This is a genomic window from Thioalkalivibrio sp. ALMg9 (assembly GCF_000380625.1).
GTDB classification, from domain to species: domain Bacteria; phylum Pseudomonadota; class Gammaproteobacteria; order Ectothiorhodospirales; family Ectothiorhodospiraceae; genus Thioalkalivibrio; species Thioalkalivibrio versutus.
On the sequence record NZ_AQYC01000005.1, the window covers coordinates 144,936 to 167,191 of the forward strand.

18 protein-coding genes and 4 tRNA genes are annotated in these 22,256 nt (G+C 66.7%); 6 read left to right on the forward strand and 16 right to left on the reverse strand.

What is annotated here, in order from left to right:
* Positions 1 to 385 precede the first annotated feature (385 nt).
* Positions 386 to 1,141, reverse strand: a complete 756-nt coding sequence (locus F792_RS0101925; RefSeq protein ID WP_018168160.1) for a UDP-2,3-diacylglucosamine diphosphatase — start codon at positions 1,139 to 1,141, stop codon at positions 386 to 388.
* Between the two features lie 7 nt (positions 1,142 to 1,148).
* Positions 1,149 to 1,664 (reverse strand): peptidylprolyl isomerase, encoded by a 516-nt coding sequence (locus F792_RS0101930; RefSeq protein ID WP_026182001.1) that lies wholly within the window; start codon positions 1,662 to 1,664, stop codon positions 1,149 to 1,151.
* 199 nt (positions 1,665 to 1,863) lie between these two features.
* On the opposite strand from F792_RS0101930, the gene gltX reads away from it, so the two are divergent.
* A complete protein-coding gene (gene gltX, locus F792_RS0101935) occupies positions 1,864 to 3,294 on the forward strand; it encodes a glutamate--tRNA ligase (RefSeq protein ID WP_018168161.1) in 1,431 nt (476 codons plus the stop codon).
* A gap of 50 nt (positions 3,295 to 3,344) precedes the next feature.
* Here the strand turns inward: gltX and folD are convergent, their stop codons facing one another.
* Both folD and F792_RS0101945 read right to left on the reverse strand, forming a co-directional pair.
* A complete protein-coding gene (gene folD, locus F792_RS0101940; RefSeq protein ID WP_018144036.1) occupies positions 3,345 to 4,208 on the reverse strand; it encodes a bifunctional methylenetetrahydrofolate dehydrogenase/methenyltetrahydrofolate cyclohydrolase FolD in 864 nt (287 codons plus the stop codon).
* 134 nt (positions 4,209 to 4,342) lie between these two features.
* Positions 4,343 to 5,218: a GGDEF domain-containing protein gene (locus F792_RS0101945; RefSeq protein ID WP_018168162.1), complete on the reverse strand. Its 876-nt coding sequence runs from the start codon at positions 5,216 to 5,218 to the stop codon at positions 4,343 to 4,345.
* Between the two features lie 173 nt (positions 5,219 to 5,391).
* On the opposite strand from F792_RS0101945, the gene F792_RS0101950 reads away from it, so the two are divergent.
* The 5 genes from F792_RS0101950 to F792_RS0101970 all read left to right on the forward strand — a co-directional run bounded on the left by F792_RS0101950 (position 5,392) and on the right by F792_RS0101970 (position 8,188).
* A tRNA-Pro gene (locus tag F792_RS0101950) sits at positions 5,392 to 5,468 on the forward strand.
* Between the two features lie 67 nt (positions 5,469 to 5,535).
* Positions 5,536 to 5,612: transfer RNA gene (locus F792_RS0101955), tRNA-Arg, on the forward strand.
* Between the two features lie 40 nt (positions 5,613 to 5,652).
* Positions 5,653 to 5,728 (forward strand) — tRNA-His (locus F792_RS0101960).
* An 18-nt stretch (positions 5,729 to 5,746) separates the two neighbouring features.
* Positions 5,747 to 5,822, forward strand: a tRNA-Lys gene (locus F792_RS0101965).
* Between the two features lie 368 nt (positions 5,823 to 6,190).
* On the forward strand, positions 6,191 to 8,188 hold the full coding sequence (locus F792_RS0101970) for a nucleoside-diphosphate sugar epimerase/dehydratase (protein ID WP_018168163.1): 1,998 nt from the start codon (positions 6,191 to 6,193) through the stop codon (positions 8,186 to 8,188).
* A gap of 521 nt (positions 8,189 to 8,709) precedes the next feature.
* On the opposite strand, the gene F792_RS0101975 is transcribed toward F792_RS0101970, so the two are convergent.
* From F792_RS0101975 to F792_RS0102030, 12 genes are all read right to left on the reverse strand, one after another.
* On the reverse strand, positions 8,710 to 9,678 hold the full coding sequence (locus F792_RS0101975; RefSeq protein WP_018168164.1) for a D-2-hydroxyacid dehydrogenase: 969 nt from the start codon (positions 9,676 to 9,678) through the stop codon (positions 8,710 to 8,712).
* A complete protein-coding gene (locus F792_RS0101980) occupies positions 9,669 to 10,520 on the reverse strand; it encodes an aldolase/citrate lyase family protein (protein ID WP_018144032.1) in 852 nt (283 codons plus the stop codon). Before F792_RS0101980 ends, F792_RS0101975 begins: the two co-directional genes overlap by 10 nt.
* On the reverse strand, positions 10,517 to 11,167 hold the full coding sequence (locus tag F792_RS0101985; RefSeq protein WP_018168165.1) for a sugar transferase: 651 nt from the start codon (positions 11,165 to 11,167) through the stop codon (positions 10,517 to 10,519). Before F792_RS0101985 ends, F792_RS0101980 begins: the two co-directional genes overlap by 4 nt.
* Positions 11,164 to 12,378 carry a glycosyltransferase family 4 protein gene (locus F792_RS0101990; protein WP_018144030.1) on the reverse strand — a complete coding sequence of 405 codons (1,215 nt, stop codon included), beginning with the start codon at positions 12,376 to 12,378 and terminating at the stop codon, positions 11,164 to 11,166. Before F792_RS0101990 ends, F792_RS0101985 begins: the two co-directional genes overlap by 4 nt.
* A gap of 184 nt (positions 12,379 to 12,562) precedes the next feature.
* Positions 12,563 to 13,852 (reverse strand): nucleotide sugar dehydrogenase, encoded by a 1,290-nt coding sequence (locus tag F792_RS0101995; RefSeq protein WP_018144029.1) that lies wholly within the window; start codon positions 13,850 to 13,852, stop codon positions 12,563 to 12,565.
* Positions 13,853 to 13,924: 72 nt separating this feature from the next.
* On the reverse strand, positions 13,925 to 15,271 hold the full coding sequence (locus F792_RS0102000) for a hypothetical protein (RefSeq protein ID WP_018168166.1): 1,347 nt from the start codon (positions 15,269 to 15,271) through the stop codon (positions 13,925 to 13,927).
* Positions 15,268 to 16,404 carry a glycosyltransferase gene (locus F792_RS0102005; RefSeq protein ID WP_018168167.1) on the reverse strand — a complete coding sequence of 379 codons (1,137 nt, stop codon included), beginning with the start codon at positions 16,402 to 16,404 and terminating at the stop codon, positions 15,268 to 15,270. Before F792_RS0102005 ends, F792_RS0102000 begins: the two co-directional genes overlap by 4 nt.
* Positions 16,401 to 17,738 (reverse strand): phenylacetate--CoA ligase family protein, encoded by a 1,338-nt coding sequence (locus F792_RS0102010; protein WP_018168168.1) that lies wholly within the window; start codon positions 17,736 to 17,738, stop codon positions 16,401 to 16,403. The genes F792_RS0102005 and F792_RS0102010 overlap by 4 nt, the downstream gene beginning before the upstream one ends.
* Positions 17,739 to 17,750: 12 nt before the next feature.
* Entirely contained in the window at positions 17,751 to 18,470 is a 720-nt protein-coding gene (locus F792_RS0102015; RefSeq protein WP_018168169.1) for a hypothetical protein, read from the reverse strand.
* Between the two features lie 28 nt (positions 18,471 to 18,498).
* Positions 18,499 to 19,584: a sugar-transfer associated ATP-grasp domain-containing protein gene (locus F792_RS0102020; protein ID WP_026304766.1), complete on the reverse strand. Its 1,086-nt coding sequence runs from the start codon at positions 19,582 to 19,584 to the stop codon at positions 18,499 to 18,501.
* A gap of 34 nt (positions 19,585 to 19,618) precedes the next feature.
* Positions 19,619 to 21,454 carry an ABC transporter ATP-binding protein gene (locus F792_RS0102025; protein WP_018168171.1) on the reverse strand — a complete coding sequence of 612 codons (1,836 nt, stop codon included), beginning with the start codon at positions 21,452 to 21,454 and terminating at the stop codon, positions 19,619 to 19,621.
* A partial coding sequence (locus F792_RS0102030) for an NAD-dependent epimerase/dehydratase family protein (RefSeq protein WP_018168172.1) occupies positions 21,454 to 22,256 on the reverse strand: 803 nt, incomplete at its 5' end. The genes F792_RS0102030 and F792_RS0102025, both read right to left, overlap by 1 nt.

The window sequence follows — 22,256 nt, forward strand, 5'->3', positions numbered from 1 at the left end:
CTTTTCGCGGGAGAAAAGGCGCTGGATGTCTGAGCGAAGCGCAGCGTAGCGAGTTCAGCGCCGCCCGCGAAAAGCCTCGGAGCGAGGGAAACCCCGGCCCGCTGCGCGGGCCGGGGTCGCGGCAGTCGGGCGTGTTTCTTGGGTACTTCTTTGCACGAGCAAAGAAGTACCTCGCGGTGCGCTCGCGAGAGAGCGCCTGGCAGGCGGTCAGACGAAGGCACGTAAACACCGGATGCCGATCCAGGACCAGCCTCAATATGCGGGGCTATCGATGCGTCGAAACGATTCGCTGTGCTCATCGGGACCCTGCGGGCTTTCTGTCAGGGCTTGGTGGGGGCGTTCGCGGGCAAGCCCGCTCCCACAACACTCGTTGTGGCGGATTCGATCAGGTGCAGAGGAGGTGTTCGGGGTAGGGCGAGCCGTCGAGTTGGCGCAGGACGGGGCCCGTCGCGTCGATCTCCAGGTATCCCGGGTGTTCGTCCCAGGCGGGCAGGACGCAGCGCTGGCGTGGCTGGCCGTCGACGGTCAGCTCGTGGATCGCCGGGCGGTGGGTGTGGCCGTGGATCATCAGCGGGACGTCGGTGTCGCGGAAGGTGTCGGCGACTGTCTCCGGATTGACGTCCATGATCGCGGCGGCCTTCATCTGACCCTTGTCGCGGCTGGCGGCGCGCATGGCCTCGGCCTGGCGGATGCGTTCTTCCAGCGGATGGGCGAGAAACGCCCGTTGCCATTCCCCACTGCGTACTTGCTGACGAAACGCCATGTGCTCGGTGTCGTCGGTGCACAGGGAGTCACCGTGCAGGAGTACGGCAGGTCCGCAGGGCAGTGCCGCATGCAGGGGGTCGGGAGCCAGCTGCATCCCCGCGCGCGCGGCGTAGGCCTCGCCCACGAGAAAATCCCGATTGCCATGGATAAAGGCAACCGGGATGTCCAGGGTCTTCAGGCCTGCGGCGAGCCGTTCGGCAGCGGGAAAGCCGGCGTCGTCGCCGACCCAGTACTCGAACAGGTCGCCGAGGATGTACAGGGAGGAGGCCGCGCGCGCCGGCCCTTCGAGGAAGGCGAGCGTGGCCTCGAGCAGGGGGCCGGGTTCGCGATCCAGATGCAGGTCGGAGATGACCAGGGCCGGCGCGCGGGCACTCACGAAGAGGTTAGTCCTCGACGCGCTTGACGCTTTCCATCACGACCGGCTCCTGCGGTACGTCCTGGTGCATGCCGGCGCGGCCGGTGGGAAGGGCCTCGATCTTGCGCACCACGTCCATGCCCTCGGAGACCTTGCCGAACACGGCATAGCCCCAGCCCTGCGCGTTCGGGGCCGTGTGGTTCAGGAAGTCGTTGTCGTTCACGTTGATGAAGAACTGGGCGGTGGCGGAATGCGGGTCCTGGGTACGCGCCATGGAGATCGCACCGACCTCGTTCTTCAGACCATTGTCCGCTTCGTTGCGGATAGGCTCGCCCGCGGACTTCTGGTTCATATCCTTGTCGAAGCCGCCGCCCTGGACCATGAAGCCCGGGATCACGCGGTGAAAGATCGTGCCGTCGAAGAAGCCGTCATCCACGTAGGAGAGGAAGTTGGCGACCGTCTCCGGGGCGGCTTCGGCGTTGAGTTCCAGCACGATGCGGCCGTGGTTGGTTTCGATTGCGACCTGCGGATGGGTGTCGGCCATGAGGGCTCCTGATGTGAAGAGGGTGATCAGCAGGGTGGCCAGCACGACGCCGAGCCGGGTGCGGATGCGTTGCATTGGACTGACCTCCGGAAGATAAGACCGGCAATGGTACCCGCCACCGGCAGGGCCTGCCAGCATGCCGGAAGTGTGTGTGGGCGTGAGGGCGAAGCGCTGGTGAGCCGGTGGACGCTCCGCTACCATGCGCGCGATGACGAACTCGATAATCCGCACCCGCTTTGCCCCCAGTCCCACCGGCCTGTTGCACCTGGGCAATGTACGCACGGCGCTGTTCAGCGCGCTGCGGGCCCGTTCGCGCGGAGGGCATTTCCTGTTGCGCATCGAGGACACCGACGCCGAGCGCTCGCGCCCGGAGTTCGTCGACGCGCTGCAGCGCGATCTGCGCTGGCTCGGGCTGGACTGGGACGAAGGCTTTGGCGCCGGGGGCGATGCCGGCCCCTACGCGCAGTCCGAGCGCGGCGAACTCTACGCGGGCTATTACCGCCAGCTGATCGATCAGGGACTCGCCTATCCCTGTTTCTGCTCGCCGGCAGAACTGGAGCGCGGACGCAAGCGCATGCGTGCGCAGGGCAAGCCGCCGCGCTATCCCGGGACCTGCGCCCATCTGAGTGCGGAGGAGGTCGGCCGGCGCGAGGCCGAGGGGCAAAAGCCCACGCTGCGTTTTCGTGTGCCACTGGGCCGGACCATCCGCTTCGAGGACGGGGTGCGTGGGCCGGTCAGCTTCCGTACCGACGAGATCGGTGATTTCGTGATTCGCCGATCCGATGGCACGCCGGCCTTTTTCTTCTCCAACGCGATCGATGATGCCCTGATGGGCGTGACCGACGTGGTGCGCGGCGAGGACCATATCGCCAACACGCCGCGGCAGATGCTGCTGCTGGAGGCGCTGGGCCTCGCGGCACCCGCGTATCACCACCTGCCGCTGGTGATGGGGCAGGACGGGGCGCCGCTGTCCAAGCGCAATGGTTCCGCGAGCGTCGAGGAGTTGCGGACGAAGGGCTATCTGCCGGTCGCGATCCTGAACCACCTGGCGCGTCTTGGGCATCGCTACGAGAGCGATGCCCTGCTGTCGCCCACGGAGCTGGCGGCCGGATTCAGCCCCGAGCGTATTGGTCACAGCGCGGCGCGGCATGATCCGCAGCAGCTGGATCACTGGCAGTCAGAGGCCCTGCGCAGCCTTTCGGATGCCGAGATGCAGGCCTACCTGGAGGCGGCGGGGGTGCTGGAGGCGGTGGCCGCCGAGCAGCGCCCGGCGCTGGCGCGGCTGCTGCGCGACAACATCACCCGCGCCGAGGAGGCGCCACTGTGGGTGGCGGCGTTCGCCGCCGATCCGGCGCCGTACAGCGCGGCCGCGCGCGAGGAACTGACGGCCGCCGGCGCGGAGTTCTTTAGCGCGGGGCTGGAGGCGCTGGATGCGGCCGAGGATTTTCCCGCCCTGGCCAAGGCGGTGGGGCAGGCCACCGAACGCAAGGGGCGCAAGCTGTTCATGCCGTTGCGGGCGGCGTTGTCCGGGCAGACCTTTGGGCCGGAGCTGCCGCGTATCTGGGAGTATCTGGGGCGCGAACGCGTGCGTCTGCGGCTGGAGGCCGCGCGTCGTCACGCAGCGGGCTGAACCCGCGAGAAGCAAGCGCCCGCCCGCAGGCGGGCGCTGGACGCCATCGTTCAGGCCGCTTCGTGGGTCCCGAAGGCGCGGGCGCGCAGGGTGTTGTCCAGCAGCATCGCCACGGTCATCGGGCCGACCCCGCCCGGCACGGGCGTGATCCAGGCGGCCTTCTCGGCGGCGGCGTCGAACTCCACGTCGCCGGTCAGGGTACCGTCGTCGCGGCGGTTGATGCCGATGTCGATCACCGTGGCGCCGGGCTTGATCCAGTCACCCTTGACCAGGCCGGGCTTGCCGACCGCTGCGACCACGATGTCGGAGTGCCGTGCAATGGCGGCGGTATCCGGGGTGAAGCGATGGCAGATGGTCGGGGTCGCACCGGCCAGCAGCAGTTCCAGGGCCATGGGTCGGCCGACGATATTGGAGGCGCCGATCACGCAGGCCGTGCGGCCCTTGAACGGTTCCTCGATATGCCGCAGCAGCTGGATGACACCCCAGGGGGTGCAGGGGCGCAGGCGCGGCACGCGCGCCACCAGGCGGCCGACGTTGTACGGGTGGAAGCCGTCCACGTCCTTGGCCGGGGAGATGCGCTCGATCACCGTCTCGGGGTCAATGTGATCCGGCAGCGGCAGCTGGACCAGGATGCCGTCGATGGTGCGGTCGGCATTGAGCTGGTCGATCAGCGCCAGCAGATCGGTCTGCGGCGTGCCCGCGGGCAGGTCATAGGAGTGGGAGACCACGCCCACCTGTTCGCAGGCCTTGCGCTTGTTGCGCACATAGACCTCGGAGGCCGGGTTGGTCCCGACCAGCACCACGGCGAGGCCCGGCGGACGCAGGTCGCGGGCGGTCATGGATTCGATCTCGGTCGCGATTCTTGCGCGGTGGGTCTGGCCAATCGCGCGTCCGTCGATGATCTGGGCCGTCATGGGGTCTCGCCTCCGGGGGAACGCCCGCGATCTTCCCATGGCGGGCGCGGGGGCTCAAGCGATTTGCCGGGCGGATGCGGCATGCGGCGTGGAGCACCGCTGGATCCGCGCAGCCATCGCGCGCGGCGTGTTTTCTAAAGGGCCACCGAGAGCCCGCTGGTGGGCGCGCTGGCCTCGCAGCGGTTGCGCCCGTCCTGTTTGGCGCGATAGAGCGCGTCGTCGGCGCGGGCAATCAGGGTCTCGGCGGTGTCCCTGGATTTCGGGTTCGCGTCGCGGCTGGCGATGCCGACGCTGACCGTGACCGTCAGGGTATCCGGTGCGCAGGGCGGGGCGGCCTGGTGCCCGGTCAGGGTGATCGGGTGGCCGGATATGGCTTCGCGCAGCTTCTCGCCCAGCGCCATCGCTGCCTTGAGGTCGGTATGCGGGGCGACGACGACGAACTCCTCCCCGCCGAAGCGCGCGGCAAGGTCGGAGCGCCGCAGGACTTGCTGCATGCGTTCGGCGAGGGTCGTCAGGATGTAGTCCCCGATCAGGTGGCCCAGGCGGTCATTGATCGGCTTGAACTGGTCGATATCCAGCATCACGACGGACAATGGCTGGCCGTAGCGCCGGGCGCGGGATACTTCCTCGTCCAGCCGGCGATCCATGTGCCGGCGGTTGAACAGGCCGGTCAGCGGGTCGGTGATGGATTCGTGTTCCAGCCGCGTAATGTGGCGGATCTTCTCCACCGAGCTGTGGGTCAGACCGACCACGGTGCAGACGAAACACCCCCCGAGGAGGAAGATGGCCGGCACCAGGAGGTCGGGCAGGCCCTCGTAGAGCCCCCAGTTCAGCGGGATGTAGCCGAAGTAGCCGAGGGTAAAGACCGGGACCAGAAAGAACATCATCTTCCAGCCGGTACGGACCCGGCTCTCGGGGAGCTCGCGCAGCAGCCGGGCGAGTGTCCATTGGGCATACAGGAGGCCGCTTGCCCCCAATACAATGGCTGTGTTGGCTACCCAGTCGAGCATCCGTCCCCTCCGCGCTCGCGACCCTGCGAACGTCCCGAGCCGACGTTAGCACGGAGCCGCGCCCGAGGGGAGGGCATTGCAGGCGAAACCTGTTGATGAATGTTGACCGCGAACCCCTCGCGGGGCTACCATCCTGCGCTCGCTGTGTAGGCCCTTTAGCGGGGACGGCTCGACGGGGTATAGCGCAGTCTGGTAGCGCGCCTGCTTTGGGAGCAGGATGTCGGGGGTTCGAATCCCTCTACCCCGACCATGGCTCCCGGCCACGGTTTTCCGGCAGGCTCGGATCAGGCGCCATGGCCTCAATGCTCGGCGGTAACGCGCTCGTAGCTCAACCGGATAGAGCATCGGCCTTCTAAGCCGACGGTTGCAGGTTCGAGTCCTGCCGGGCGCGCCAGGGCCGCCCTTCGCGCAAGTAGCTGTACAGTGACACGGTGGTGACCGTAGCTCAGTTGGTAGAGTCCCGGATTGTGACTCCGGTTGTCGTGGGTTCGAGTCCCATCGGTCACCCCACCCCCTTTTTTGTTCCGGGGGCCGTTAGCTCAATTGGTAGAGCAGTGGACTCTTAATCCATTGGTTGTAGGTTCGATTCCTACACGGCCCACCATTTCTTTCCAGACCCTTGCATACCTTGGTGGCGCTCGATTTGATCGGGCTCGAAGCCGTGTGGGTGCGTATGGGGCATGAGCCCGCGTTTCGTGGCTGCTCTCTCTTCTTCCGTCTGATCTGTGTCTCCTTGAGGTGCCCGTCGCGGCGATCCCCCTGTGGGATGCGGAAGGTATTCTCCGGCTCTTTCGGAGGGACGTCCGGATAGCGTGACGACGCCCTCAGTCGCGTCCCCTACAGCGTGATTCCCCCCCCAGATGTCCGGTGATTGCACTGGTAGCCTCCCTTCTCGCTTGCGGCGAACGGCGACATGAAAACGTCGTTGTTCTGCCTCGTGATCCGATCGATGACACGAAGGGAGGCCATACGATGGCGCTACTGGATCGTAGTCTTGAAAACCTGCTGCAGCTGCCGCGTGGCGCGAAGCAGGGGTTGATGGTGCTGGCAGACAGCACGATGCTGCCCCTTGCCCTGTGGCTGGCGTTTGTAATCCGCACCGGGCAGCCGCTTCCGGCCATGATGGTCGAGGCCTGGTGGCTTTTCCCGCTGGTTTCGGCGGTCGGTATTCTGGTGTTTGCCCGGCTGGGGCTCTACCGGACGGTAGTGCGCTTCATGGGGGCTCGGGCGTTCAAGGCCGTGATCGTCGGTGTGCTGGCGCTCGCGGTGATGATCTGGGCGTCCACCGAATTGACGCAGACACCCGGCTTCTTCGGAGCGATTTCGGTGAACTTTGCCCTGTTGGCCTTTGCCCTGGTGGCGGCCGGGAGATCTCTGGTGCGTAGCTGGTATCAGGCGGTCTCCGATGCGCGATCGGGGAGTGAGCGCGTGGTGGTCTTCGGTGCTGGCGAGGCGGGTATTCAGCTGGCGTCCGGGTTGCAGTCCAGTGGACGCTTCCGCGTGATGGCGTTCATCGACGAGGATCCGGCGGTCCAGGGGCGTGCCATTGACGATATCCCGGTATGCGGGCCCGCGGCCCTGGAGACTCTTGTGGACCAGTGCGGGGTCGCGCGCGTGTTGCTGGCCGTTCCATCGGCGAGTCGAGCCGATCGCCGGCGTATCCTCGAATGGCTGGAACCGTATCCGTTGCATGTGCAGTCGGTGCCATCGCTGGAGGCGGTGGTGTCGGGGCAGGCACCGCTGGATCAACTGGAGGATCTCGATATCGCGGATCTCCTTGGGCGCGATCCGGTGCCGCCCAACGAGGCCCTGCTGGCCCGAAGCATCCGGGGGCGTGTAGTGATGGTGACCGGTGCCGGTGGTTCGATCGGTTCGGAGTTGTGTCGGCGCATCCTCAGCCTTGAGCCGGCCGCGTTGGTGCTTTTTGAACGTAACGAGTTCGCGCTCTACCGGATCGAGCAGGAACTCGCGGAGCGTCGTTCCGGCATGCAGACGGAGGTGGCGGTGCACGCCGTGCTCGGATCGGTCGCGAACCGCGCGCGGGTCGCCGAGGTCCTGCGCGAGCACGGTGTGCAGACGCTCTATCATGCCGCCGCCTACAAGCATGTGCCGCTGGTTGAAGGCAACCTGCTCGAGGGCCTGCGCAACAACACGCTGGGTACGGCTGTGGTAGCCGATGCAGCGATCAGCGCGGGAGTCGAGCGCTTTATCCTGATCAGCACCGACAAGGCCGTGCGTCCGACCAACATCATGGGTGCAAGCAAGCGCCTGGCCGAGATGGTCCTGCAGGATCGGGCGCGGCGCCAGAATGCGACGGTCTTCAGCATGGTGCGGTTTGGCAATGTGCTGGGTTCGTCCGGTTCCGTGGTCCCGCTATTCCACCGGCAGATACGCGAAGGGGGGCCGGTGACGGTCACCCACCCCGAGATTACCCGTTACTTCATGTCCATTCCGGAGGCGGCCGAGCTGGTGATTCAGGCCGGCGCGATGGCCGAGGGTGGCGAGGTCTATGTCCTCGACATGGGGGAACCGGTCCGGATCATCGACCTGGCCCGGCGCATGATTCGCCTGCATGGCCATCAGGTGCGCGAGGACGAGGCCGTCGGGGGAGAAGGCATCGCCATTACCTGTACGGGCCTGCGTCCCGGCGAAAAGCTCTATGAGGAGCTGCTGATCGGAGATAACGTGGAGGCGACGCCTCACGCCAAGATCATGCGCGCCCGCGAGACCTGTGTGGCGGCGGATGTACTCGCCCAGGCATTGCAAGCGTTGAAGCAGGCCGACCACGAGCGGGATGCCCGGGTCGCGTTCGAGACACTGCGCCGGGTCGTGGATGGGTACAAGCCCGGGAGCGAGGAAGAGGCAACGCACAGTGCCCCGGCACCGTCCCGCCCGCCACGACCGGTTCCGGCTCCGGTGCGCCCTGCAGTGGTGACCTATGCGCGAACGGCCGCGCCCGCTTCGCGGTAGGTGATGCGGTGGATCACAGTCCGGTGGTCGTGCACCTCGCATACCGTCGTGGATGACTCGCGGCCTTCGGTGCGGTCACGCGGGTTGCCAATGCACTGGCGTCGGCACCTCCGTACCTTTCCAGTGCCATGTCCGTACCGCTTGCCGGTCCGCGGATGTGGCTCGGGAAGTAACGCCCGGGTGGCTTCGCGGGCGGGCTGTCGCCAGTCACCTTTCCGCCCCATTTTGGCCACGGTGCGCAAGGTGAGAGGCCCTGTGGTGGCGCGATATAGCGTGGTGGCAGGCCGAGCGGATCCATTCGGGGGGGGCGCGTTGGCGCCCGATTCTTTCCAGGACCGGGTCTTTCCAGGACCAGGCGCGGCGTCCCGGCAAGTGGGGTCGACTCTTCCGCGGCCGTGCGGATGGATCCACGCCCCCCTGGGGGGGGCGAGTGATGTTCTCCGGGCCCGCATACTTGCAGGAAGGGAAGTGCGAGAGAAACGAGCAGGGCTCTTGCGGAGCCGCGTTTTGTCGGGCGGCAGTCAGTAGCCGGCGGCGGGATCGACCGGCGTGATCGGGGCGTGGCCCTGTTCAAGCGCGCGGGCGTTGCGCACGAAGATCTCGAGGGCGCGCTCCATATAGTGCGGCGAGGTTCCCGAGACGTGTGGAGTGACGAGGACATTCTCCCGGTTCCACAGGGACGAGCCCGCGGGCAGGGGCTGCTCCTCGAAGACATCCAGTGCGGCGCCGCGCAAGTGGCCCGTGTCCAGGGCCTGGGTCAGGGCCCGCTGATCCACCACGCCGCCACGCGATATGTCCACCAGAACCGCGCCGGGCTTCAGGTGCTGCAACTGGGGCTCGGCGACCAGGTGGTGAGTGCCCGGCGTGAGGGGCAGGCAGACGACCAGGTAGTCCACTTCGGATAGACGTTTTTCCACAGCGTCCAGCGGGATGACCTCGCTGGCATGGTCATGGGCCCGCGGGTTGCGCTGGACGCCGATCACACGCATGTCGAACGCCTGGGCGCGGCGGGCTACCAGCGCGCCGATGTGCCCCATGCCGAGTACCATGACGGTGCGTCCGGTCAGTTCCCCAAGCCAGCTGCGCTCCCAGCGTTTCTGGCGGCTTTGCTCGTTGAAACGATCGAAGTGCTTGGCGAAGTAGAGCATGGCGCCGATCGCATACTCGCTCATCGGGGCACCATGGACGCCGCTGCTCTTGGTCATCATCAGGCCATCCTTGGGGAAGGGCATGTCCCAGATTCGCTCCACCCCGGCGGACAGGAAATGGATCCACTGATAGCGCGACAGGCGGTTCAGGGCCTCGGGCAGCCAGGGCAGCGTGGGGGCGATGACCGCGTCGACCTCAAGCCCCTCGGGAACGGCGTCGGGCCCCCCGGCGAAGGTCAGCGCGGTGTTGGGAAATGCCTCGCACAGGCGGCTTTCGATGAGGCCCTGTTGTTGCCGCAGGACGTCAGGCTTCTGCAGGAACAGCGTCCGGCTCAGGCGCATGCCCGACTCCGGTTGTGCAGCCGGGCCGCCAGCCGGAAGATGCGGCTGCGGACCTCGTCGCGGTTCTCCCCCAGCTGTTCCGGCGTCGCCGCGCGAAACCGTTGTTCCGCCGCTTGCAGGCGTCCCAGTTCGCCGCGCAGGCGCGCGGCCCCGGTGGCCGGGTCTTCCTGACTGACGACCTCGCGGAATGCGCGCGAGAGGATCACCCATTCGGAGCCGAGGCGGACATGCTCGCCCAGAATGGATTCCGCCGGGATCTCGCCTTTGCCCACGGCCCCGACGCCTCCAAACCCGAACGCGACGCCGGCCTCGCGGCACAGTGCCGCAGGGGCCTCGAGCATGCCGCCGGCCAGGGGTTCGAACAGGAAATCGAGCCCGGTGGCCAGGCTGAGGTCATTCAGGCCGATGTGAATCTGGTCGTCGGGCCCCAGCAGCGGCAGGTAGGAGGGGAGCCGGATCAGTGCCTGGGGTGTCTCGACCAGCAGAGCGACCGGCACTTGTCCGCCCACTGCGTCGAGGAAGAGCGCGACCTCGTCGATGTGGGTGAACATCGGCAGCATCAGCCGGTCGGCGCCGGCTTCGATCGCCTGGCGGACTTCGGAGGGCGTTTGCGATGCCGGGGGGTTGATGCGAACCATCAATTCGGCGCTCGTCAACGCGCCGGCAATGCGGCGCACATCCTCGAGCGTGTGGCGCGCCTTGTGCGTGTCCATATGGCCCTGACGCTCGGCCTTCCCGCGGACTTCCATATCGACAAAGATGCGCGCGATCCCGGCTGCCTCAGCTTGTCGGGCGACGTTGGCGGAGGCGGTGATGAACATGTGTTTCAGGGTCGAGTTCATTTCGTGTCCCCTTGCTGTCGGTTACGCAACGAATCGCGATAGGTACGCCAGTTGATGCCGGCCTCGCCGTACACCCCCTGGCCGGTCAGGACTACGTAAATGGTCCGCAGGATTAATCCCAAGTCATACAGCAGGTGATGCTGCGCGGCGTACTCGGTATCGGCCTCGAGCTGCTGGATCCAGCCCAGGGTGCGGCGACCGCGGACCTGGGCCAGGCCGGTCAGGCCGGGCCGCACGGAAAAACGGGAGGCGTAGGAAGGCGGGACGACCTCCACCTGCTCCGGCAGGATGGGGCGGGGGCCGACCACGCTCATGTCGCCACGCAGGATATTCCAGAGCTGTGGCAGTTCATCGAGACTGCTGGCGCGCAGCAGCCGGCCTGCACGCGTGATGCGCGGATCGATCCCGGTACTGACGACCTGCTCGTGGTGCTGGTCGATGGTGTCCGGGTCGCGATCCACCATGGTGCGGAACTTGAGCACCCGGAAAGGCTGGCCATGGAGGCCAATACGTCGCTGGCGGAACAGGACCGGGCCCGGGCTGTCGAGGCGGATTGCCGCGGCGATCAGAAACAGGACCGGTGCCAGCAGGATCAGGGCCCCCATGCTGGACAGGACGTCGAACAGTCGTTTGAGAGTCGCGTTCATGTGAGCTCCATGGACCGAAGAATCACGCGATTGACCTGTCCAACCTCGTATTTCGCTTCCACCCGCTCACGCGAGGCCCCGGCCATCCGGGGTAACAGTTCCGGCTGATCCAGAAACCGTTGCATGGCCTCGGCCAGGGGCGCAGTGGTTCGGGGCGGGACGAGAAAGCCGTTCTCGCCATCCAGGACGGTTTCACGGCAGCCAGGGGCATCCGTGGTGATGATCGGGCGCCCCACGCTCATCGCCTCCAGCACCGAGCGGGGCGTGCCTTCTCGGTAGGAGGGCAGGACGAAGACCGAGGCCTTCTCGAGCCAGGGCCGAACATCGGTAACGCCGCCTGCGAACTCGACGATGCCCTCGCGCTTCCAGGCCTCGACCTGCTCTGCCGGGATCGAGTGGGGCAGGTCCGGGTTGTGGGGACCGACGACGACGAACCGGGCGCTGGGGGATTGCTGGTGGACCTGGCGCGCCGCCTCCACGAATTCGAGGATGCCCTTTTCGGTCAACAGGCGACCGACAAACAGGAACAGTGGGTCGCCCTCGGGCAGGGGCTGCCGCGCGAAGCGCTCCACATCCACGCCGGATCCGTTGATGCGGACCACCCGTTGGGTGTCGGGCAAAACCCCGCGGTCGAGGAAATCCTGCAGGTCATCCGGATTCTGGAAGAACACGCGATCGCAACGAGCGAGTGCCGTTCGGTACAGACGCGAACTGATGGTCCGCAACACCCGTGTCCGCCAGGACTCGGTCGTGAAGGCATGCCCCAGGCCGGTGATCATGGCGTATACCCGCGGAACGCCGGCCCAGTGTGCAGCCAGGGAGCCGTACACGACGGGCTTGACGGTGTAGCTGAACACCGCCTCCGGGCGCAGCCGCCGAATCAGCCGCGCCAGGGACATTGTGGTCCGCAGGTCTTCGACCGGGTTGACTCCGGTCCGGCCCAGGTCGAAGGGGTAGATCGGGATACCCAGGTCCTCGACCTCGGGTAGATAGTCCTTGCGCGGGACTGCCGCGGCCACGCCATGCCCTCGCGCCTGAATCTCGCGGATCAGATCACCGCGGTTGGCGATCAGCGAGCGGGCGTTGGCGGCCACGATCAGCAGATCGACGCTGCAGCGTTCGCGTACCGCGCCTTGACGGGCGGTCTCGGCAGCACTGGAGGTGTTGCCGCGCAGGGGCGATACGATTCGGCGATGCTCGGTTTCCTGCATGCGTTGCGCTCCTGTCTCGAGGGTGCTTCGCCCCCCTCCGGGGTGGCGGCGTTCAGGCACCTCGTAAGTCCGTGTGCATGAGGGCAAAAGGTAAACAAGACAATGGTTTATAGCCATCTTTCCGGGGGCTCAAAGTGTGCGAGACACCCCGAAAAGACAGCGCGAACCAAGAGGGATTGAGCGTTTATAGACGCAGGTCACTCGCCTCCGGCGGGAGCACGGATTTGACGTCGAAGATCACCGCGCGCTCGCGTGCGAACTTCTGTACGCCCTGCGGGCCCAGTTCCACGAACTCCCAGTGCGGGACGGCGAGGACGATTGCATCGTAACGAGACGGCTCCGGGGTATCGGACAGGAGGTCCAGGCCGTACTCGTGATGGGCCTCGGCTGCGTCCACCCAGGGGTCCCAGATGTCGACGTTGGCGTTATAACCGTGCAGGTCATGGACGATGTCCACCACGCGCGTGTTGCGCAGATCCGGACAGTTCTCCTTGAAGGCGAGACCCATGATCAGGATGCGCGAACCCACGACCGGGAACCCCTTGCGGATCATTGCCTTGATGGTGCGGTCCGCGATATGCCCCCCCATGCCGTCGTTGGTGCGGCGTCCGGCGAGGATCATCTCCGGGTGGTAGTCGACGGCCTGCGCCTTGTGCGTCAGGTAGTACGGATCTACGCCAATGCAATGCCCGCCCACCAGGCCGGGCCGGAACGGCAGGAAATTCCACTTGGTCCCGGCCGCGGCCAGTACCGCCTCGGTATCCAGGTCCAGGCGCTCGAACAGCATGGCGAGTTCGTTGATCAGCCCGATATTCACGTCGCGCTGGGTGTTCTCGATGACCTTGGCCGCCTCGGCGACACGGATGCTGGCCGCCGGATGGGTGCCTGCGCGGATGATGCGGGTGTAGAGCGCGTTGACGAAGGCGGCGACCTCGGGGGTGGAGCCGGAGGTGACCTTGACGATGTCGGGGATACGGTGTTCCTTGTCGCCGGGGTTGACCCGTTCCGGGCTGTAGCCGAGGAAGAAATCCCGATTGAGTTCCAGCCCCGACTCGGCAGCCAGCACGGGGGCGCAGTCCTCCTCCGTGGCTCCGGGGTAGACCGTGGACTCGTAGATCACCACGTCGCCCGGCTTCAGCACGCCCCCCACCGTGTGGCTGGCGGCCAGTAGCGGGCCCAGATCGGGGCAGCGATGCGCATCAATCGGGGTCGGCACCGTCACGATGAACACATTGCATTCCCGCAGCCGCTCCCTGTCTGCGGTCAGCTCCAGATGTTCGGCGCCGGCGAGTTCCTCGCGCGAGACTTCGCGCGTGCGGTCATGCCCCCCGCGCAGTTCCTCGACCCGACCCGTATCGATGTCGAAGCCCAGCGTGGGCAGGACCCGTCCGAACTCGGCCGCCAGAGGCAGGCCGACATAACCCAGACCAATAATGGCCAGACGCGGGGCGTCCGGTGCCGCAAATTCCGCCATCTTTCAATCTCCTGTGTGAATGTTGGTAGGGGCCCCGGGAGTGGGGCGGGTGCGCGTGGGGTGCGCGGCAAATCAGGGCGAGGCACGCCGCGGGTGCGGCAGGCTTGTATCGGAAGATTCGGGTGGATCGGTGACATTGTCGGTCGTCGCTGCACGCCTCCCGGTGAGCCGTTGCAGGCGTTCCCAGCGCCATACGCGGCGGCCGGCCAGGCCCGCGGCCAGGGCAATCAGAATTCCGAGGAATTTCGCGCGGTGGCGGGCGGCGGTACCGAAGTTGCTGGTGCCCCAGGCGAAAATGATCGTGAGCACGACGAACATCACCACCAGCAGTCGGAAGTCCTTGCGTTGCCACCAGTGGTGGCGATAAACCGCCAGCAGCAGCACCAGGGACAAGTAGAACAAGCCCTCCAGCATGCCGATCAGGTGAACCGGGGAGCGCACCTCCCACAGCGGGGGGCCGAACAGCAGATAGCCCATGCGGACCGGCGTCAGGACCAGCGCCTGAAGATCATTGGAGGGAATGAGAAAAGACGGATAGGCGGCGCCGCCACGCGCGCTGCGCTCGGCCCGCTGGTCCAGGGTCTCGGTCTGCTCCATGACATCGCCTAGCTGACCAATGGAGGAGAAACGCATGTCGTCCATCACCAGGAAGCCCAGGACACCGGCCGCGCCGAGCAGGATGCCGCCGAACAGCAGGCCTGGGCGCATGCGGCCCAGGTCCGAGGCGCGCAGAAACTCCTTGATCGACCAGCCGACCAGCACGACCGCAATGCCGGCGATCGCAAACACCGCGGCGCCATGCACGATCGCCGAGGCCAGCAAGACCCCCACCGCCGCCACCAGAAAAACGCTGCGCTGGCTTTGCACCCAGCGCACCAGCCAGAGCACCCCGAGCAGGAAGAAGGCGGTGAACCAGACCTCGCGCAACGGCACGGCGGCGTTCACGATCAGGATGGGGAACAGCGCGGCGATCCAGGCGGCGCGCACCGCCGCCTGGCGGTCCCAGAGCTGTTCGGCGATGCGCGCGATCAGGTAGACCGTCAGCATGCCCAGGGCGATATTCACGGCCTGGAAGGCGAGGGGCGCGCGGTCGACGCAGGCATAGATGTTCGCGATCAGCCAGCTGTGCAGGTAGGAACTGCCCATGCTGAAGTGATCCCCGAGATTGCCGCAGCCGCTTTGGGCCCAGAACCAGGCGCGGCGTTCGAAGCTGATCGCATCGGCGCCGCCCTGGGGCAACGGGAACAGGAAACGCTGCACCAGGGCGGCGCCGATGCGGGCAAGGAGGGCCGCCAGCAGTGGCCACAGATAGCCCTCCCGGGTGCGGCCCGTCCACAGCACGGCGACCAGCACGATGATCAGGAAGCTGCCCGACAGAAGCAGTTCCATGAAGGTGAACGGGATCGCGGTATAGCTCATGGCGAGACGGACGCGGTGCCTGCCAGGGCATCCTGGAACAGGGCCTGATAGCGCGCGCTCACGGCATCGAGGGCGTAATGCGATTGCATGCGTGCACGAGCCTTGCCCCCGAGACCGCGCAGGCGTTCACGGCCCTGGCCAACGGCGTAGCGAATGGCGTCGGCCAGGTCCGGCGGCTTTGGGCTTGCGGAGACAAAACCGGTCTCTCCGACCACGATGGCTGCATCGCCGATGTCCGTGACCACGGCGGGGACGCCGCAGGCCATTGCCTCGCCTACGACGTTGGGGAAGCCCTCGCCCCAGCGCGATGGCAGCACCAGCAAATCCAGGCCTGGATAGAGGGCCTCGGGTTCGGGGGTCGGAGGCAGCAGTGTTACGTGCCGGGCCATCCCGTGCTCGCGCATGGCCAGGGCCAGGGGATTGTCGTCTGCGGAGACCCCGGTGCCGACCATCACGCAGTGCACGTCCACCCCGGACTGGACCAGTTGCGCCAGGGCGGCCACCAGTCCGGCATGGTTCTTCATCGGATGGGCGCGGCCCACCATGCCCAGCAACCAGGTTTCCGCACCAATGCCCAGCTGCGCGCGCAGGCCACGGGGCGCCTCGGGTTCGGGGCAGAAACGCCCCAGATCAAAGCCGTTGGGCAGCACCACGCGACCGCTGGACGCAAAACCCAGGGCCTCGTGCTGCGCGGCCGCGGCCGCACTGTTGTAGACGATGCGCGCCGGATGCCGCGACAGCCACGCCCCGGTCCGGATCACCCAGCGGGTTCCGCGTTTCTCGTGTGCCAGGTCGTGCACCGAGTGGCGTACATTCCAGAACACCGGACCGCGGTGTCCAAGGCGCCGGGTGAGCGAGGCGGCAAGGTTGCCGTGGTACATCCAGCCCATGACGCCATCCGGCTGATAGGCGTCCAGTGTCCGGCGCAATGCCGCGATCCATCCCACCGAGAGCGGGCTGCGCAGTCCTCCGGAATACACCGGGATGCCGTGCGCGCGGATGGTCCCGGCCATTACGCCGGGCTCCTTGAGTGCGAAGACCGCCCCGGTATCCGGCGCGGCCCGTAGCAGGTTCCCTAGCTGGCGTTCCGCTCCGCCCTGGCCGAGCCCATTGATCACATGCAGGATCTTCACCGCCGATTCTCCCGCAATTCGCTGATGACATGCAGGTGCTTCCCGCTGGCCGAGGGCGGAATCGTGCCCACGCGTTCGATATCGAGCCGGGTGCTCGCGCCCAGTTGCTGGTGGATGGCGGGTTCCAGTCGCTCGCGCAGGGACTGCTCGCGCTCGCTGTCGGACCTGTTGTCTGCAGGGATCAGCCGCAGGCGGAGGTGATCCTCCGCGTGCTGTACCCACTGGTACTGCCCGATCCAGTCTTCCGGGTACAGAAGCTGGCGCAGCCAGCCGCCGAATACGACTGCACCGTTGGCGCCGCGTAGGTGATCGGTCACGCGCCCCCATACACCCTCCAGCAGGGGCCACTCACGGCCACAGTCGCAGGTCTCCCTCGACCAGCTGGCCAGGTCGCCGATCGCGTAGCGCAGTAGGGGCATGCTGTGATTCGTGAGCGAGGTGACCACGACGCGACCCGGGGTGCCGGGGGGTGCCGGCCGGCCCTCGTCGTCGAGGATCTCGAGGAACTGTGTCAGGGGGTTCACGTGCAGGCCTCGGTGGCGTTCGCATTCGCAGGCCATGTCGCCCACCTCCCGCGAGCCGTAGCGGTTGAACACAGGGGCGGAGAAGGCCTCCTCGATGGTGTCGCGCATATCGGGAAAGAGGGTTCCGGCCGAACTCAGCACGCTGCCGATACCCTGAATGCGGATCCCCCGGCGCAGGGCGTGCCGGGCGAGTTCGTGGCCGCTCTCCGCGTAGACCTGGAGCTGCGCGGGCGGTGCCGCGCGCAGCTGCTCCAGGTGTGCATCCATCGTGGCCGGATCCATGCAGTAGGCGTTCAGAAGGGTGCGATTCTTCATCCGCTCGGCCAGTCGGCGCACGCCGCGCCCGGCGGTCAGGTCGCGTGAAGCGGCCCAGAGCACGGCCTTGCGGTGTCCCGGCCGGTAGCCGGTCCAGGCGTCGAACAGGGCCTTGGTGGCGCGGCCCCAGCGGCGGTAGGCGGTGTCCTGGTAGAACGTTGCGGGCTCGCCGGTCGACCCGCCGGAGGTGTTGCGCCGCAGTCCGGGGCGTGGCCGCTCGGAACACAGGCGCTCGCCTTCGCGGCGGATGGTGTGCTTGTCGAGAATGGGCAGTGACAGCAGGGCCGCAACCGGATCAGTCGCGATCACGTTCACCGGTGGCAACAGGTCGCGGTAGTACGGGACCTCGTCTCGCGCCTGCATCAAGAGACGGGCCAGTCGTTCGGCCTGCAGGCGTTGCAGGGCAGGGAGTGAGAGCCGCTCGGCGCGGCGCAACGCGGCATATTCGCGCGGGCCGGACAGCCAGGGAAGGAGGGCACCAAAGGCGAGGGACATGGCGTTCGCGTCTCAGGCGCCGGCGGTGCGCATCAAACGCAGGCTGGAGCGTGCCCGGCGTGCGAGCTCCAGGAGTGGCCCCAGGCGCGAATACTGGATTGCCCGGTTCGACTCGCGCGAGAAGCGGCAAGGCTGGCAGTGACCACAGGGCCGGCCCAGGATCGGCGAGTGGCAGAACCAGGATTGTTCGAGCAGGGGCAGGAAGCCCTTGGCCTCGGCATCGAACTTCATCGCCTCCTTGGTTACCGACAGCAGCGGGAAGCGGTAGTACTGGAACAGCTCCCAGGCGAAGTCGTCCTCGCGAAAGCGGTAATCGCCGCACTGCGGATTGCGGAACAAGCGTTCCTGCAACTCGGTTCCGGCCTCGTGACCGGTCAGCGACAGTTCGAGGTCACGCAGGCCCTCCTGTGCGCACAGTCGTGCCAGCCAGTCGTACTGGGTACCCACATGCACCTCGCTGGCCAGGCGCTGATAAAGCGTGGTGATGTCCGGGTTCGCGAGGATGTCGTCGCGCAGGTAGACCCGGACCGGCGCGACCCGCCCGCGGGCTTCCGGGCGGGACTCCAGCCCTGCCCGGATGGTGGCCATGGCGCGCAGCTCGTGGACATAGGACTTGCGTCGCGGGTCCAGGACATAAATCGGTTGGACCCGGTGCTGGCGGTGCAGCGCCAGGTCCAGAAGGCGGTAGCTGGAGTCCCAGCCACCGGTCCACAGCAGTTTGATCGTGTGCATGACGTCCTCGTGATTGCGGCTGGCTGGGTTAGCGCGGATAGCCCTGTGGGACCGAGGGCAGCAACGGGCCAAAACAGGACTCGTTGCGCGACCAGGCCACTTGCTCCGCATTCCATTCCAGGATCACGGGCTTGCCGTCGGCCTGGATGCAGACGTCCCAGCCGATGAAGCGCAGATAGGGGATGCGGCGGTGGGCGTTCAGGCAGAGCTCGCGCACGGCGCCGAAGTTGGGGATCCGCAGGCCTTTGACGTCAGTGCCACTGTCCGGGTGGACCGAACCGATGCTGACGCAGACCGGGTCGCGCAGGTGGCCATCCAGCCAGCCTCCGCCGTCCACGCCGACGAAATAGCCGCCGGTGGAGACGTTGTCGGTGCGCTGTCCTTCGCGCCCGAGGCGCAGAAAGTGGTTCAGGATGCGCAGCTCGCCGGATTCGGGATCGAGGAAGGTCAGGACCCGCAGGGTGTTCACCGAACTGGCATTGATTTTCGCGATATCGGCGTGCTGCTCGATCAGGGGCTGCACGATGCAGTTGCCGGGAATCCGGGAGAGTTCCTCGGCGACGCGGTCGGCGGGCGCAAAGGTCACGCCGAGGCCCTGACGCCCCTCGTCGGGCTTGAGGACGTAGCTCTTGTCGTCTTCGAGACGGGCGAGGGCGGCAGCCAGCGGTTCCGGTGTGCCCCGGGCGTCCAGATACTGGCCACCCACGCGCACGAAGATGGGCGGTACGACGCTGTCCGGGAACAGGCGGGAGTCCATCGTCTTGAGTCCGCTCAGGCGGCGGATGTCCTGGCGGTTCCACAACGGATTGAGGTGTTCGGTGTAGTAGTCGTCGCCGATCCAGCCCTCGATGAACTCGCGGCGGACCTCGGTGTAGGCCGCCAGCCATGGCCACCAGGAATCGCTGCCGTAGGTTTGAGCGGCGTAACGCTTGATCTGTTGTAGGACCGGGCGCGTCACCACCGATTCGCCGTGCGCGCGGATCAGCTTTTCGCGCCACTGGATCGCGATCTTGCGCGACTTCTGCAGGTGGCGCAGGTGCACCGCACGCGCAAGGGTGCGCGCGAGGCGTCCGCTGTTCTTGATCTGCAGGGGCTGGGATTGAACGTGTGTCACGGGCATTTCCTCGGTTTGCATCGGCACGCCGGCTTCAGCAGTGGGTGCCGGAGGGCGCAGCGTCGGTAATCGACTGGACCGGAGACTCGGTCGTCCCGGGTTCGGTGACCAGGTCGTCGAAGCGGCCCACTGACGTGAACGAGCCGCGCTCCAGATGGGCGACCTGATCGCAGGCCCGCACGGTGCTCAGACGGTGGGCAATCAGGATGATGGTCTTGCTCTGCGCCAGGGACTCGATCGCCTCCATCACAGCGCGCTCGGTGGTGGTGTCGAGGGCGCTGGTGGCCTCGTCGAATACCAGGACATCGGGGTCGTGGTAGAGGGCGCGGGCGATGCCGATGCGCTGGCGTTGACCGCCGCTCAGGCGCACGCCGCGCTCGCCGACCATGGTGACGTACTGCTCCGCCATGTCCTGGACGATGAAGTCGTGGACCTGCGCCATGCGGGCGCAGCGTTCCACCCGGTCGTGGTCGATTTGTGCGGCCGGGATACCCAGCGCGATGTTTTCGGCCACGGTCGAATCCGTCAGGAAGATGTCCTGGGGCACATAGCCCAGGGACTGTTGCCACGCGCGCAGGTTGGCATCCGTGACGGGCTGGCCATCCACCAGGATGGCGCCCTGGGTCGGCCGTAGCAGGCCCAGAAGCACGTCCACCAGGGTCGTCTTGCCGGACCCGGTGGTGCCGATGATGCCCACCGAGCTGCCAACCGGGATTTCCAGATCAATGGACTGCAGGGCGGGCTGGTGGGCGCCCGGGTAGGTGTAGTCGATGCCCTTGAGCTGGATGGTCTGGCGTGGGACCAACGGCTGCGGTGCACGTCGATGCAGCTCCGCGAGGGCCTCGCGTTCACGCAGGTCGGCGGTCACGCTTTCCACCGCCGCAGCGCCGAAGCGCAGTTTGGCGAGGCCGGCGTAGATGTGCTGCGCGGCGGGCAACAGGCGATAGCCGGCAAAGGCATACAAGCCGATGATCGGGAGGATCTCGCCGAGGGAATCGGTACCCGTTCCGCCCTGGGTGTGCAACAGGATCAGGGTCAGCGCGATGATGCCGCCGAAGCCGATCGCCTCGATGAGGAATTTGGGGACCTGGGCGATGGTCTGGTTGGTGGCCTGGTGCCGGGCCTGGCGCTTGGACGGCGCGTCGAAGCGCGACAGGTAGGCGTGCTCGCGGCCCAGTAGCTTGATGTCCTTGATGCCGCCTAGGGCCTCGCCGGCGGCGGTGAAGCGCTCCTTGTTGGCGCGCGAACGATCGCGCCCGATGCGTCCGAGCAGGCCGCGCACGAACACAAAGATCGTGCCGTACACGCCGCCAATGACGACCGCGACTCCCAGCGCCAGCCACGGGTCGACGATGACGAGCAGCGCCGCGATGGCGAGGGTGACCACCAGGTAGGCCACCATGGTGATCCCGGGGCGGAAGACATTGAGTACCAGCTGGTCGACCTCCGAGAGGATGCTTTTGGCCATGTCGCCGCTGTGGCGATTCAGGAAAAATGCATACGGCTGGCGCAGGTAGGTCTCCAGGAGTCGCTTGCCGAGGCTGTGGCGGCGCATCTCGATGAAGCGGTTCATCGCAAAGTGCGTGAGTGTGCGAAACACCGCCGAGAACAGGATCAGTGCGAAGGCTGCGGCGCCCAGGGCAAAGATGAACTGGTCCACCGAGGTGAAGCCCAGCCCGGTGTAGAGCTGGTTGAGCACGGGGTTGGTGTGGACCAGTTCGGGGTTTCCAAGCACGGACAAGAACGGCATGACCGACGCCACGCCGGCGGTTTCCAGTATCGCCATCACCATCACCATGCCGAGCACCAGGGCGCCCCGCCGTCTCTCGGCCGGGGTGAGCAGTTGCAGGGTCTTGCGGTAGATGCCCATCAGGCGGCCGCCCGGTAATACCCCAGGTACCAGTCCACGAAACGGGCGATGCCATCCTCGACGGTGGTGGTTGGTTCGTAGCCGGTATCGGCGCGCAGGGCCTCGACGTCGGCGTAGGTATCCGGCACGTCCCCCGGCTGCAGCGGCAGCAGGTGCTTCTGGGCCTTGCGACCCAGGCAGTCCTCCAGCACCTCGATGTAGTGCATCAGCTCCACCGGACGGTGCGCGCCGATGTTGTACAGGCGATAGGGCGCGGAACTGCTCGCGGAGTCCGGGGCCGCGCCACTCCACTCGGGGTTCGGGGCCGCGGGCCGATCCAGGGTGTGGATCACGCCCTCGACGATGTCGTCGATATAGGTGAAGTCGCGCCGGTGGTGGCCGTAGTTGAAGACGTCGATCGGCTCGCCCGCCAGGATCTTCTGCGTGAACAAGAACAGCGCCATATCCGGGCGGCCCCAGGGGCCGTAGACAGTGAAGAAGCGCAGCCCGGTCACCGGCAGATCGTAGAGATGGCTGTAGGTATGCGCCATCAGCTCGTTGGCCTTCTTGCTGGCGGCGTACAGGCTCAGCGGGTGATCGACGTTGTCGTGCACCGAGAACGGCATGGTGGTGTTGGCGCCGTAGACCGAGCTGGAGCTGGCGTAGACCAGGTGCTCGACGCCGTTATGCCGGCAGCCCTCCAGGATGTTGCCGAAACCGACCAGGTTGGTGTCGACATAGGCCGCCGGGTTCTCCAGCGAATAGCGCACGCCGGCCTGGGCCGCCAGGTTCACCACCCGCTGCGGCCGGTGCTCGCGGAACA

Coding starts and splice junctions, on each gene's coding strand:
- F792_RS0101930 (WP_026182001.1), bottom strand. CDS start 1,664: ATGGCCGACACCCATCCGCAGGTCGCAATCGAAACCAACCACGGCCGC.
- gltX (WP_018168161.1), top strand. CDS start 1,864: ATGCGCGCGATGACGAACTCGATAATCCGCACCCGCTTTGCCCCCAGT.
- folD (WP_018144036.1), bottom strand. CDS start 4,208: ATGACGGCCCAGATCATCGACGGACGCGCGATTGGCCAGACCCACCGC.
- F792_RS0101945 (WP_018168162.1), bottom strand. CDS start 5,218: ATGCTCGACTGGGTAGCCAACACAGCCATTGTATTGGGGGCAAGCGGC.
- F792_RS0101970 (WP_018168163.1), top strand. CDS start 6,191: ATGGCGCTACTGGATCGTAGTCTTGAAAACCTGCTGCAGCTGCCGCGT.
- F792_RS0101975 (WP_018168164.1), bottom strand. CDS start 9,678: ATGCGCCTGAGCCGGACGCTGTTCCTGCAGAAGCCTGACGTCCTGCGG.
- F792_RS0101980 (WP_018144032.1), bottom strand. CDS start 10,520: ATGAACTCGACCCTGAAACACATGTTCATCACCGCCTCCGCCAACGTC.
- F792_RS0101985 (WP_018168165.1), bottom strand. CDS start 11,167: ATGAACGCGACTCTCAAACGACTGTTCGACGTCCTGTCCAGCATGGGG.
- F792_RS0101990 (WP_018144030.1), bottom strand. CDS start 12,378: ATGCAGGAAACCGAGCATCGCCGAATCGTATCGCCCCTGCGCGGCAAC.
- F792_RS0101995 (WP_018144029.1), bottom strand. CDS start 13,852: ATGGCGGAATTTGCGGCACCGGACGCCCCGCGTCTGGCCATTATTGGT.
- F792_RS0102000 (WP_018168166.1), bottom strand. CDS start 15,271: ATGAGCTATACCGCGATCCCGTTCACCTTCATGGAACTGCTTCTGTCG.
- F792_RS0102010 (WP_018168168.1), bottom strand. CDS start 17,738: ATGTCCCTCGCCTTTGGTGCCCTCCTTCCCTGGCTGTCCGGCCCGCGC.
- F792_RS0102015 (WP_018168169.1), bottom strand. CDS start 18,470: ATGCACACGATCAAACTGCTGTGGACCGGTGGCTGGGACTCCAGCTAC.
- F792_RS0102025 (WP_018168171.1), bottom strand. CDS start 21,454: ATGGGCATCTACCGCAAGACCCTGCAACTGCTCACCCCGGCCGAGAGA.